We start from the raw sequence: 13721 nt of genomic DNA, 5'->3' as shown, positions 1-13721 counted from the left end.
GTTGAAATTTATAAAGAAGCAATGTGTAATGTTAAATCAACTAATTTAGCTGAATAACCATATTCATTGTCATACCAAGCTATTAATTTGAAGAAATTGTCATTGAGGGCAATCCCTGCTTCTGCATCAAAGTTACAGGTATGTGAGTCACTTCGAAAATCCATAGAAACTACAGGCTCATCTGTATAACTAACAATTCCTTTGTAGGCACCATTTGCTGCATCTTTAAATAGCTGTTTTACTTCTTCTTCAGTAGCCGATTTTTTTGTTCGTACTGTTAAATCTACTACAGATACATCAACAGTAGGAACTCTAAATGCCATTCCGGTAAGTTTCCCTTCTAATGCAGGTATAACTTTAGTAACAGCAACAGCAGCACCTGTTGAAGTAGGGATAATGTTAGCAACTCCACTTCTACCTAGTCTGTAGTTTTTTCTTGATGGTTGATCAACTGTAGACTGTGTTGCAGTTAATGCGTGTACTGTTGTCATTAATCCTTCAACAATACCTAGATTATCATCAATAATTTTAGCTAATGGAGCTAAGCAGTTAGTTGTACAACTAGCATTAGATACAATTGTATCTGTTGGTTTTACATCTAAATGATTTACACCCATTACAAACATTGGTGCTGTTTTAGAAGGTGCAGAGATAACAACTTTCTTTGCACCAGCTGTAATGTGTGCTTGTGCGTTATCTAAGTCTGTAAATATTCCTGTACAATCTAAAACAATCTCAGCATTTACCTCTCCCCATTTCAAATTTTCAGGATCACGTTCTGCTGTAACTCTAATGGCTCTTCCATCTACAACTAATTGACCATCCTTAACCTCCACAGTTCCGGGATATTTACCGTGAACTGAATCATATTCTAATAAATAAGCTAAGTGGTCTACGTCAAGTAAATCGTTTACAGCTACTACTTCAACTTTTGGATTTTGTGATGCTATTCTAAATGCTATTCTACCAATACGGCCAAAACCGTTTATTCCTATTTTTGTCATATTCAATCCTTATTAAAGTGTGTATTTTATATTTTATTAAATTTCTAAATTGAAGTAATATCTGCTACTCGTATTAAGTCTTCGTCAATATTATTAGCTCCTTTGAGAGATTCAACAAAATCAACAGACACTACTTTATTGTGTACAATACCAATCATAACGTCTCGCTCACCGTTTAAGAGGGCATCAACGGCACCTACACCAAGTCTACTTGCAAGTACACGATCATAACAACTTGGAGCTCCTCCACGTTGAATATGGCCTAATACTGTTACCTTACATTCATAGTCTTCTAAATTCTCTCGGATATATTCGGCAAGACCAAATATATTTTTTCCTATTTGATCTCCTTCTGATACGACTACAATACTTGATGATTTACCAGAAAGTTTACTTCGCTTTAATGAAGCAACTAATCGATCTCTCCCCATATTTTGTTCTGGAATTAAAATCTCTTCAGCACCTGCACCTATTCCAGCATTTATGGCAATGTCTCCAGCATCTCTTCCCATTACTTCGACTAAGAAAAGTCTATTGTGAGAATTAGCGGTATCTCTTATTTTATCAATTGCTTCAACAACGGTGTTTAAAGCTGTATCATAGCCTATTGTAAAATCTGTACCATTTATATCATTATCAATAGTTCCTGGTAATCCAACTATAGGAAAATCAAACTCTTCATTAAAAACAATTGCTCCTTTAAATGTTCCATCTCCACCTATTGTTACTAAGGCATCAATATTCGCATTCTTTAATTGTTTAAAAGCTTCAGCTCTTCCTTCTTTGGTGCGAAAACCATCAGATCTTGCAGATTTCAGAAATGTACCACCACGATTGATTATGTTTTTTACAGAACGAGCATCGAGTTCTTTAAAATCTCCTTCTATTAAACCTTCATAACCTCTATAAACGCCAATACATTCTAAATTATGGTAAGCACATGATCTAACCACGGCTCTTATTGCTGCATTCATTCCTGGAGCATCTCCTCCGCTAGTTAAAACAGCTATTTTTTTAATTGTGGATTTCATTGTAGTAAAGATAGTTTGTTAAAATATAATGACAAATAAACTTGATTAGCAATTGCCCTTTTTTAAGACGAAATCGTTTTCGAAATAGTAATAAATCGAAATTTTAGTTAATTGTAGTGTGTAATTTGTACTCTTGAGAAAGAATCGCAATCAAATTAATTGATATTTTACAGAATTTATATCAAATATTTAATGCTGAAATATTAAATCAATAAATATTGCATCATTTTTATTGAAAAATTATCAATAAATATCGCTTTGTTATTCCTAAATAATAACCTCCATTTTAAGGATGTGCAGGTTTTAAACAAGTAATATTTCCGAAGAAGTATTGAAAGACTATTTCCCTAACATCATTTCTAATGCATCTGGAAAGCGAGGCATCCAAGATTCTACATTATGATTGCCTTCCTCAAATTTTAAGTTTCTGAAATGTGATTCATCAGTATACCCATTGTTAGTAAAAACTTCATTTACTTCATCTTCATATTGAGTATAAAACCGATCTAGCCCATTAGTTCCAAAATCAAAATAGAATTTATGTGACGTTGGTGAGGGTAAATTGACTTTCATATAATTAAAAAACTGTTCTGGCAAAGGGTTTCCTGGTGTTGGTATTGCTCCTACCCAATGTGTGCTCATTCCTATAGCTCCACCAAAAGTTTCAGGATATTCGCAAACAGCATACATGGATATTAAACCACCCATACTTGCGCCAGCTATATACGTATTATTTATATCAGTTTGAGTGCTGTAAGTTGCGTCTATATATGGTTTTACTTCAGTTGTAATAAACTTTAAATAGTTATCTGAATTGATTTCAAATGTTTTATCAAAAGCTCTTACTATTTTGAGCATTGAGTCTCTAGTTTTTGTAGGTAAGTTATCAATTGGTTTCTGCGGAAGGTAGTCTTCGCTCCTATCGCTAGCAATATTATATATCCCTACAGCAATCGTGTTTTTAATTTTTCCTTCAGCTACAAGTCTAGTAATAGTTTCGTCAATTTCCATTTCTGGTTTTCTCGTATCTACTGAAGGATCAAATAAATCCTGACCATCATTCATATATAAAACGGAATATTTCTTTTTAGGAGAATAACCTTCAGGTAACCAAACATCTATTGTACGAGGTTTTATAAAACTTGAAGGAAATGAATCATACCTATCAATAGAACCAGCTATATTTTCATTTATAATTTTAGTAGAAGGGATAGTTTCAGGTTTAAAAGTCTTTTTAGTCTCTTTGGAGGAATTATTTAAAGATTCACTAATGTTATTTGAACAACTGATTAAAAAAAAGATACTGAAAATTAAACTTAAAATTCGCATAGAAAATATTTATGCTATAAAATTAAGGCTAGATTTTTAATAACTAGTCAAGTTTCACACTAATATTTTGTTAATATGACCACTATTAATAAACTAGTTATCAGTATATTTAATGGGTAATACGTATTAAAATACGTGTAAATACCTATTGTAGTAGATAGACTAATGCTATACTTTTGAGGAATGAATTAGTGAATGTTGTATGTTGAGTGATTTTTTGTGGGGATAAAAAGTCATTTCTAAATACATCAAATAATTTACTAAGTTAGGTTTGTTAAGAGCGTTACATCGACATGTAACGCTCTATTTTTTATATACATAAAAAATGCCTGTATTTAAATACAGGCATTTTTAAGTTAAGATCTTAATAATTATTTGAAAGCTTTTATCCCTTCACGTAACCAGTTTTGATATTCCTCTACGTCTGGTGTATACCCCACAGGTTTCACAAGATTACTTTCATCGTGCCCCATTAATACGTAATAAGGTTGCGCGTTAGCTTTATAACGAGTTATTTGAAAATCACTCCATTTGTTACCATAGGTTTTAATTTTTTTACCTGTTTCTTCACTTGTATATTTTTCACTTTCTGGAAGTTCTTTCTTTTCATCAACATACAATGAAATAAGTACTACTTCATTTTTAAGTATTGAAAGAATATCTCCTTTAGTCCATACGTTTTGTTCCATCTTACGACAATTTACACAAGCATATCCTGTAAAATCAATCATAACAGGTTTTCCAACCTCTTTAGCGTATGCTACTCCTTTGTCATAATCATAGAAATGTAAAATATCATGTGGTGCCATTAAATGACCTCCATCTGGTAAACTAGAATGGTCTGCAGCTACACCACCTCCTAGTTTAGAGTATCCTACTCCATAAGGCGATTCACTATATTCTTGTGGCGGCGGAAATGCGCTTATTAAATTTAAAGGTGCTCCCCATAAACCAGGAATTAAATACACTGTAAATGATAATACTACAAGACCTAACATTAATCTACCTACAGATATAAACTGTAAAGGAGAATCGTGTGGTAATTTAATTTTTCCAAATAAGTACAATGCTAAAGTACCAAATACTGCAATCCATATTGCTATAAAAACTTCACGTTCCAACCAATGTAATTGTAAAACTAAATCTGCTTGCGATAAAAATTTGAATGCTAAAGCCAATTCTAAAAATCCTAGTACAACTTTCACAGTATTTAACCATCCACCACTCTTTGGTAATGAGTTTAACCATCCTGGGAACATAGCAAATAATGCAAAAGGCAATGCAATTGCTAATGAGAATCCTAGCATCCCAATAATTGGCGCTAAACCTCCGTTAGATGCTGCTTCTACTAATAAAGTACCTACAATTGGTCCAGTACAAGAAAACGATACAATTGCTAAGGCTAATGCCATAAAGAAAATTCCTGCAATACCACCTTTGTCTGCTTTACTATCAACTTTATTTGCCCATGATTGTGGTAATACAATCTCAAAAGCTCCTAAAAATGACATTGCAAATACAACTAATAAAATAAAGAAAATGATATTGAACCAAACGTTAGTAGATAATGCATTTAAAGCATCGGCTCCAAAAACCCAAGTAACAACGGTTCCTAATAATACGTATATAACAATGATGAATATTCCATAAAGAATTGCATTTTTAATCCCAGCTGCTTTGCTTTTACTTTGTTTAGTAAAGAAACTCACCGTTAAAGGAATCATTGGGAACACACAAGGTGTTAATAATGCTGCAAAACCTGAGAAAAATGCTAAAATAAATATTGTCCACATTCCTCTAGAGTTTCCTTCGTCATCATCGCTATCCCCACCACTGTTAGCATCCGCATCTGCTGCACTAGCTTTTGCTCCTGGCATAGCAATCTCAAAAGTTTCCATTGGGAAAATACACTTCTCATCATCACAAGTTTGGAAAATTAAATCTCCCGTAAGTTTATCTAATGATGGGTCAAGTACTTTAATTTTTTGAATAAAAGTTGCTGAAATATCGTGATACGAGACATCCATCTCAAAAATAGGATCAAAACCAGAATGTGGTTCACTTTCCGTAACGCTACCAATCAACTCAAATTTATTTTCTTCGTTTTCAAAATCAAAAGCTGTAGCGAATGGGCCACCTTCTGGTAACTCAATACTATAAAGGTGCCAGTTTTCTTGAATAGAGGCATTAAAAATGACATCGTAGGTGTCATCTCCCGTTTTCTTTACTTCATTTTTCCATTTTACAGGTTCTAGTATTTGACTATAAGCCGAAAATGAAATTACTAAAACTAAAAGGGTGGCAAGAAATTTTCTCATTCTATTCTGAAATTTTAATTTTTAATATGCTTTTTGTTTTTTCACTAACTTTAAAACGATCATCTGCTCTATAACCAATAACCCAAACTATTTTATCATCACTAGTTAAGATCCAGAGTGCTTCTTTCGCTGCTAAAGATAGCTTTTCATCTTTAAAAAACTTACTTAGTTTCTTATTTCCTTTCATCCCAAACGGTTGAAAAACGTCGCCTTGTTGCCATTTTCTAACGCAAAGCGGAAATGTTAAGTATTCACTATCTACGTAAATAGTAGATAGATTAGTAAGCCCCATTTTATTGGTAGGAGTAAGAGAAATATTTAATGGATTGTTGATATTTTTTTGATTTTTTTTAATCCAATGACATTTATTTGGCTCTTTTATTACATTTTCGGTTAAAATAAGGCTGTTTCTATCCTTCAATAATCTATGAGAAGGAGAAATAACATACTTACCAGCTTGCGCATTTAATATATCTAACACCGCTTTATGATCTGTAAAACCAAAAGGAGCTAATAATTCATATAAAAGCGCCTCTGTGTTTGGTAACTCTTTTAGCTTATCTATTGAAATTTGATAACCATCTTCTCGTTGGGTGATTATTAAATTATAGACAAGACTTAAATAGTCTTCTACTAAAGCTTGAGATTTAATCAAATGCTCTTTAGTCGTTTTAAAACTTTCTAAAAAACGCTTTTTACTTTTCTTTAAATTAGGTATTACATCTAATCTAAGTTGGTTTCTTGTATAAGCCCTTGAACTATTACTACTGTCTTCTCTCCAATGAAGTTGCTCTATTTTTGCCCAACTTAAAATTTCGGCTCTAGAAAAAGGTAGTAATGGTCTAATTATGCGATTATTAGTTTCTGGAATACCTATTAGACCACGCAATCCTGTACCTCTTGAAAGATTAATTAAAAACGTTTCAAGATCATCATCTGCGTGATGAGCAGTTGCTAAAACATCAAAACTTTCTTTTTCCATTAACTCTTCAAACCAAGTGTAGCGCAATGTTCGGGCTGCCATTTGTGTTGATTGCTTTTGGTCGTTTGCAAATGTTTTAGTGTCGAAAGTTTCAATGTAAATTGGGATCCCTAGTTTTTTACAATAGGTTTTTACAAATATTTCATCCTCGTCACTCTCCATATTTCGTAAGGAAAAATTACAATGTGCTGCAGCAACATTATACCCTAATTGATGTAATAAGGTTAGTAAAACTGTACTATCTAATCCTCCACTAAAAGCAAGAAGGATTTTCTGATTTTTTAAATCTGGAAATGTCTTTGAAAGGTGAGATTGAAATTGATTGATCAATGGTTGTTCGTTTTAAAATTTCGTTTTTTACAACGATAACAATATGTAAAGCTAAGCGTTTTCAAGCACTTCTCGCATAGCTTTAGCTTTTAGTAAACACTCAGCATATTCTCCTTCAGCAGTTGATAATGCAGTTATCGCTCCTCCTACTGAAAAGCTAACGTATTTTTTTAGTTCATTGTATAAAATACTGCGAATAACGACATTAAAATCAAAGTCATTTTCTGGCGAAATATACCCTATTGCTCCACTATATATACCACGTTTAGCATCTTCAAATTCTTCAATTAATTGCATTGCTCTTACTTTAGGAGCACCAGTCATGCTTCCCATCGGGAAAGTATTTTTTAATATGGTTGCTGGTGAGATTGAAGCAGGAACCTCACAGGTAATTGTTGATATCATTTGATGTACTTGGTCAAATGTGTAAATACCACAAAGCTCCTCAACAGTTACAGAACCTTTAGCTGCAATTTTAGAAAGGTCGTTTCTAACAAGATCTGTTATCATTATATTTTCGCTTCGCTCTTTTGGGTCTTGCTCTAATTGCTGTTTTAACAACTCATCCTCTTCTAAGGTTGCTGCTCTTTTAGCAGTACCTTTTATGGGTTGTGAAATTAATTTTGAACCTACTTTTTTAATATATCGCTCCGGAGAAGCTGATAAGGCATAATTAGATTCTAGCTTTAAAAAAGTGGCAAATGGTGGTCTAGAAATTTCATTTAAATGAAGAAATGATTTCAACGGGTTGATACTGGTATTCTCTGCGAAGAATTCTTGGCAGAAATTAGCTTCATAAATATCACCACGGTTAATGTGATTTAATATTCCTTCAATTTTTTCGTAATAGGAATCTTTACTTGTACGTAATCGAATTTTTACTTTATCATCATTTACAACTGCTTTTTCAATTTCTATATTTAAAATTTCTTCCCAATCACTTTCTAATTCATCATCAACCATATTCATATACTGAAGCGTAACTTCATTTTCAGAAAATAGAAAGATTTTTTTAGGCTGAAAAAAATACAACTCTGGAAATGCTACGCCATCAGCATTCTTAGAAGTTAATAGCTCTACATCATTTTTTAAATCATAACTAAGGTAGCCAAATATCCAATCGTTAGTGAGTCGTTGATATTCATCTAATTGTTCGAAAGCTTGATGGGCATCGGTTTTTAATACCGTAAGCGCATCAACCGCTAATATGGCATTATAGTTACTATGTTTTTGATTGTGACTGTTAGAATCTAACCAAATCACTTCTTCAAATTGTTGCGCCCATTGTAGTATGCGTTCAATTAAGGCTGAGTTTAATTTAATGGAAATGGTTTTATAAGCTCTCAAAAAATAGATGTTTATTAGAAAGCTAAAATACTAATTAATTGAATGATTTAAATTTTACAATTAGAATAAGATGCTAATTAATTGACCAGATTATAATTCATTAAAATTTCTTATAAATCACAATAAATCCAAACAATCTCCATATTAAAGTCTGAAATGTAACAACTTACAGACATTGCTAAACAAAAGACACATCAATTTAGGAAGTTGTTGATTTTATAATCAAAAAAATTAATTAGTTAACTTATTAATTTAGAGGAAATAATTCCTGTCATTTTAGTATTTTTCAAGGATGAGAAAGAAATACATCCTAAGTCTGCTTGTCCTTTTTATAAGTTATTTCACATTTGGTCAGGAACGACCAAATTATCAATTGTTATGGGAAATATCAAAAAACAATAGTTCGCAAAAATCATATCTTTTTGGGACTATGCACATCAAAGATAATAGAGCTTTTCAATTTCCAGATGCCCTCATTCCTGCAATTAAAAGCACCAATGTATTTGCCCTTGAAATTAATCCCGAAATTGTATCGGACGCATTAATTGGCACTTTCTTAAATTCAGATTATAAAAATGCTTATAAAGAAGTACTTTCAAAAGAAGAGTATAAGAAATTGAAGGAGCGTTTTTATGAAATTAATGAAGTTGATTTAGATAGTTTTCCTCTACAACATCCTTTTATGATTGAATCGATGTTGACTAAAGAAATTGATAGACCTAATGATAGACGTACTTTCCTAGATGCATTTTTATATAGCATTGCCTATAACTATGATAAAGAAATTACTGGCTTAGAAGAGTTAACTGATCAGTTTCCAAATATTGAGGATATAACTGATGATGAACTGAGAGATGGTGTTCTATATTTAATAGAAAACGATCAAGAAGAACAAGATAAAACGCTCGAAGAAATGACATCTCTTTACTATCAAGGAGACTTAAAACTAATACAGAATTACATTCAGAAATATGATACTAACGATCCAGTTATGCTATCGCGTAATAATAAAATGGTGAAAAGTATGGATTCAATTATGAATACTAAAAGTCTATTCTCTGCTGTGGGAGCTGCTCATTTACCTGGTGATAATGGTGTAATTAACTTATTGAGAAAAAAAGGATTTACCGTAACTCAGGTTCCTGCAACTTTTGAAAAAGACAATTCTACATTCGAACTTATTCCTAAAGTAGAAAAATGGATTTTACACGAAGACCGAACTCTAGGATATTCCTTAAAAATGCCAACAAAAGGATCGGAAATACCAATGGGAAAAGGAAAAAATATGATTACTTCAATTGACTTACTTTCTGGAAGTGAGTTTTCATATTTTGCTTTCGATACTAGCCAAGCAACATATCCTGAAGGATACAAAATTGTTGATGAGTTGATAAAAAACCAATTGTTAAAAGAACATGTAACTCTCATATCAAGAAAAACTTTTAAAAACAAAGGTTTTGATGTTACTCAAGTAATAGCAAAAACTGAAGGGAAAAACAATAGAATGCAAATTTATTATAATGGCCGCTATCTCTATGTTTTTAATGTAGATGGAGAGGCTAAGGAAATTGAGTCTACTTATGTAGATGCTTTTTTTGATTCGGTTGAAGTTTTTGAACCAGAACTGCCTGCTGTAAATTGGAAAGTACACACAGATAAATTAGGAGCTTTTAGCATAGAAGTTCCTGGAGACACTAAGGATATCTCCCAGACTACTCCTAGCCCAGATGATCCTTCTGTAGAATATGATCTCAAAATATTTACGGTTTTGGATACTGAAAAAAGTATTTTCAACTTGTTTCGTTATAATGATCAACCCAATGGCTATTATCTTCAAGACGAATCGCTTTTTAAACAAGAATTCGATAATTATTTTAATCAAAAAGGAACCATAATTGGAGAACCTACTGAAGAAACCATCGATGGAAATAAAATAATAAACTACGAAGTGTTACTTTCAGATAAGTACCACACACGCGGTACAATAATATTTAGAGGTAACAGAGTTTACTTATTATTATCACAATCACTTAAACCAGGAGTTGAAGTTAGCAAGGATTATAGATACCTAAAGTCGTTTACATTAGAACCTTTTGAAAACCCTACTTTTCCTGAAACTTTAAAGATTGATAATAGCTATGAAATTTCATTTCCAAGTGAAATTGTAAGAGATTCGGTAAGTGAATATGATAATGATTCGGAATTTGTTTTTACTGAAATATTAAGTGGATTAGACCCTACCTCTGGTGGAGCATATTTACTTCAAAAAACGAAATTAAAAGAATTTGCTAAAAGTGTTTCTAAACAACAATATATTGATGATTATTCCGAACAACTAATGGAATGGGGAGATACTTTAATTGACTCTAAAAATGTAATAATTAATAATCAACCTGCAAAGCAATTAACTATATTCAACGAAATTACTTTAGTTAGACAAAGCTTATTAGTATTACAACACAATGATAATTTATTTACACTTCTATGTTATTTAGGTGAAGGTGAAATTGATCGTTCACAGAAGTTTTTCAACACGTTTAAAATTCTTAAGACAAAAGAAAAGTTTGATATCGCTGCTTCAAAAACGAAAGATATTTTTAAAGATTTAAAATCTAAAGACTCCATAACTTTTAGTCGTGCAGCCGGAACCTTTGATTACTATGTTTTTGATAAAGCTGATAATAAAATATTACTCGATAATCTAGACACTAACTTTTTGGATAAAGGAGAATATTTCGGAGTTAAGTATCGCATTTTAGATGAGTTATCTACTTTAGATATGAGTATTTCAGCTAAAAAAATTGTCGAATTTTATAATAAAGAATCTGATAATGACTTGAAAATATCTGCCTTAAGTACTTTAGGAGCATTCACGCAACCTGCTTCACAACAACTATTTATGGAGCTTATTCAAACAAACCCACCTACAAGAACAAGTGATTCTTCGTTTGATGTATTTGAGTACATACCAGATAGTGCACAGTTTTTAATAAATGAAGAAAATAAACTAATCAGTCTATTAGACAATGAGCTTTATCGCGATAAACTAGTTAGGTTGTATTCAAATTACATATTAAATGACAGTATTTATAGTCATGAAATTCCATCATTTAAAAAGAAATTAAAAGAACATTTTATCGAAGATTCTAAAAGATATGCAGATACTTTAAAGCGTAAAATATATCCATATATTAATTATACATTGGTTGATAATTACGTAAACATTATAAAAGCGGAATCCTCTAAAGATCCTATTTCTACTGAAACGCTGTTAACATTAGCAACAGGACAAGAGCCAAAAAACTGGGTACAAACTACAGCATTAATTACAGCAATTAACTTAAATATTGACATTCCTGAAAAGGTTTTAATAGATAAATTACACAGATTATATTCAAGGTTTGAAGTAATGGAAGCACTTATTGCAACTGATCAATCTAAGTTAATTCCGATTGAATATTTAGAGTCTACATCGTATTGTCAATTAGGTTTATATAATGCCGTTGGTTATGAATATGATACCTATCCAGATAAAGTAACCTATTTAGGTGATGTTACTGTTAAAAGTACTCTCTATCATGTTTACAATTATATAATGGAAGAAGAACCAAACGAGAAATATTTAGGATACTCCATAGCTACAAAAGCAGATATATCTAATTTAGAGACAAGTGAAGCAATAGCTACTTGGGAAATACAAAAAGAAGATTGGAAAACACAAGTAGTAGAAAGCATAAATGAACTTAACGTAGTTAAAGATTAGATTATTAATTCAAATACATATTAATTCTCATAATGTCTTTTTTTTTGTTAATTACTCAAAATGAGTCTATTAAAACAAAAAAAACACTCTTAACAGAACCTTTTAAGGATAAAAAAACGTGTTTTGACCTATTTTTTAAAAAAAATGTAAATGAATTCCTACTCAATGAGCATCTTGTCGAGTTTATACAACTTTTAAACGAATACAGTTTTGAATTATCAGCTATTATTAATTAAATCAATGGTTTAGCATTAATTTTGCTCTTGAAGTCCCAAACTTCAATAATAAAACCTATGATTATGTTTAGTAATATCAAATTAGCTATAGCTGCTACTTTCTGTATAACTTTATCAAGTATTGCACAAGTTGGTGTAAACAATTCAGATCCTAAGTCACTTTTAGATATATCTGCATCGAGTTCAACTACCCCTTCTAGCACTGATGGTATACTAATACCTCGCGTAAGTCAATTTCCATCTGTATCACCTAATTCAGATCAGGATGGTATGATGGCATTTTTAACTCAAGATATTCCTGGATACTCTAGAGGATTTCATTATTGGGATAATAATTTATCTACTCCAAAATGGGTTCCTATTGGAGCCGAAGAATGGAAACCAGGAGTTAATCCTTCAGGGGACGATTTAATTTATGCTTTAAGAGCAAAAGCAACAGGAACGGACATGGTAATAACCAACGATGGTAGAATAGGTTTTGGAACAGATGACCCAGTTGAACGTTTTGAATTTAAAGGGCCTGGAGATAATGACTTTCAAATTACAAGTGCCAATCCAAATCCTCCTAATTTTATACTTTATAATACTGGAGGTACTTTAGAATCCCCTTCTGCTCTAGCTGCAAATGGAGAAATAGGTTCCTTTATTGTAAAAACCCACGATGGTAGTACAATTAGAGAAAATGGTGGTTTTAGGTTTTACATGGATGGAATTGCAACACCGGGAAGTACACCTTCACGTTTTGTCATTAATACAACACCCCAAGGTTCAACTTCACAGCAAGAACGAATTGTTGTAAGAAATAATGGAAATACAGGAATATCTGAATCTAACCCTACAGCAACATTACATTTGAGAGCTGGTGGTTCTAATGCTCAATCAGCACCTATAAAATTAACGTCTGGTTCAATTTTATCAACACCTGAAAGAGGTGCTTTAGAATATGACGGTACCAATCTATACTTTACCAATAACTCAGGTACTCGAAGTGTAATTAACGGAAGTTCTTCTAGTTCAAGTTCTGGTCCAAGTACAACATCAGCTAATATCTATTATAATGTCCCTGCTCAAAATAGTGTAGATTCTTGGGGAGTTTATATTGCAGGAGCTCAATTAGGAATGTCGTGTTCTTGTGCCCCAGAAACTGTTTTACCAGCCGGATTAACGTGGAGTTGTTATATTTCTGCAGCAAATACAGTAAAAGTTAGAGTTTCTAATTTTACAAACTCAACTATCGTCCCTGGAAGTATCAAATTTAATATTACCCCAATTTTACAATAATTTATAAAAGTTTTTTTTGAGGCGTAGAACTATTTAAAAGTTTTAAAAAAAAAGCTGAACAACGTAACGTTGTTCAGCTTTTTGCCTTTATTGTGTTTCG

Annotated in this window: 8 protein-coding genes; 2 read left to right on the top strand and 6 right to left on the bottom strand. The window is 32.0% G+C overall.

What is annotated here, in order from left to right:
- Positions 1 to 8: 8 nt before the first annotated feature.
- From gap to GBH57_RS07600, 6 genes are all read right to left on the bottom strand, one after another.
- On the bottom strand, positions 9 to 1004 hold the full coding sequence (gene gap, locus GBH57_RS07625) for a type I glyceraldehyde-3-phosphate dehydrogenase (protein WP_151673715.1): 996 nt from the start codon (positions 1002 to 1004) through the stop codon (positions 9 to 11).
- A gap of 44 nt (positions 1005 to 1048) precedes the next feature.
- Positions 1049 to 2035 (bottom strand): 6-phosphofructokinase, encoded by a 987-nt coding sequence (pfkA, locus tag GBH57_RS07620; protein ID WP_151673713.1) that lies wholly within the window; start codon positions 2033 to 2035, stop codon positions 1049 to 1051.
- A gap of 339 nt (positions 2036 to 2374) precedes the next feature.
- A complete protein-coding gene (locus GBH57_RS07615) occupies positions 2375 to 3364 on the bottom strand; it encodes an alpha/beta hydrolase (protein WP_151673711.1) in 990 nt (329 codons plus the stop codon).
- A 371-nt stretch (positions 3365 to 3735) separates the two neighbouring features.
- A complete protein-coding gene (locus tag GBH57_RS07610) occupies positions 3736 to 5682 on the bottom strand; it encodes a protein-disulfide reductase DsbD family protein (RefSeq protein WP_151673709.1) in 1947 nt (648 codons plus the stop codon).
- A 1-nt stretch (position 5683) separates the two neighbouring features.
- Complete coding sequence (tilS, locus tag GBH57_RS07605) at positions 5684 to 6994, bottom strand: tRNA lysidine(34) synthetase TilS (protein WP_151673707.1); 1311 nt, start codon at positions 6992 to 6994, stop codon at positions 5684 to 5686.
- Positions 6995 to 7045: 51 nt separating this feature from the next.
- A complete protein-coding gene (locus GBH57_RS07600; protein ID WP_151673705.1) occupies positions 7046 to 8341 on the bottom strand; it encodes an anthranilate synthase component I family protein in 1296 nt (431 codons plus the stop codon).
- A 292-nt stretch (positions 8342 to 8633) separates the two neighbouring features.
- Between GBH57_RS07600 and GBH57_RS07595 the strand changes: the two genes are divergently transcribed.
- Positions 8634 to 12104 carry a TraB/GumN family protein gene (locus tag GBH57_RS07595; protein WP_151673703.1) on the top strand — a complete coding sequence of 1157 codons (3471 nt, stop codon included), beginning with the start codon at positions 8634 to 8636 and terminating at the stop codon, positions 12102 to 12104.
- Positions 12105 to 12403: 299 nt separating this feature from the next.
- Positions 12404 to 13621, top strand: coding sequence for a phage tail-like protein (locus GBH57_RS07590; protein ID WP_151673701.1), 1218 nt, complete (start codon positions 12404 to 12406; stop codon positions 13619 to 13621).
- Positions 13622 to 13721 lie beyond the last annotated feature (100 nt).

The sequence above is a fragment of the Patiriisocius marinus genome, assembly GCF_008974325.1.
Lineage (GTDB): Bacteria > Bacteroidota > Bacteroidia > Flavobacteriales > Flavobacteriaceae > Patiriisocius > Patiriisocius marinus.
This window is presented reverse-complemented; position numbering and strand designations above follow the sequence as displayed.

What these genes read in the sequence shown, in the direction of transcription:
- gap (WP_151673715.1), bottom strand. Translation starts at nt 1,004, where the DNA reads ATGACAAAAATAGGAATAAACGGTTTTGGCCGTATTGGTAGAATAGCA.
- pfkA (WP_151673713.1), bottom strand. Translation starts at nt 2,035, where the DNA reads ATGAAATCCACAATTAAAAAAATAGCTGTTTTAACTAGCGGAGGAGAT.
- GBH57_RS07615 (WP_151673711.1), bottom strand. Translation starts at nt 3,364, where the DNA reads ATGCGAATTTTAAGTTTAATTTTCAGTATCTTTTTTTTAATCAGTTGT.
- GBH57_RS07610 (WP_151673709.1), bottom strand. Translation starts at nt 5,682, where the DNA reads ATGAGAAAATTTCTTGCCACCCTTTTAGTTTTAGTAATTTCATTTTCG.
- GBH57_RS07595 (WP_151673703.1), top strand. Translation starts at nt 8,634, where the DNA reads ATGAGAAAGAAATACATCCTAAGTCTGCTTGTCCTTTTTATAAGTTAT.
- GBH57_RS07590 (WP_151673701.1), top strand. Translation starts at nt 12,404, where the DNA reads ATGTTTAGTAATATCAAATTAGCTATAGCTGCTACTTTCTGTATAACT.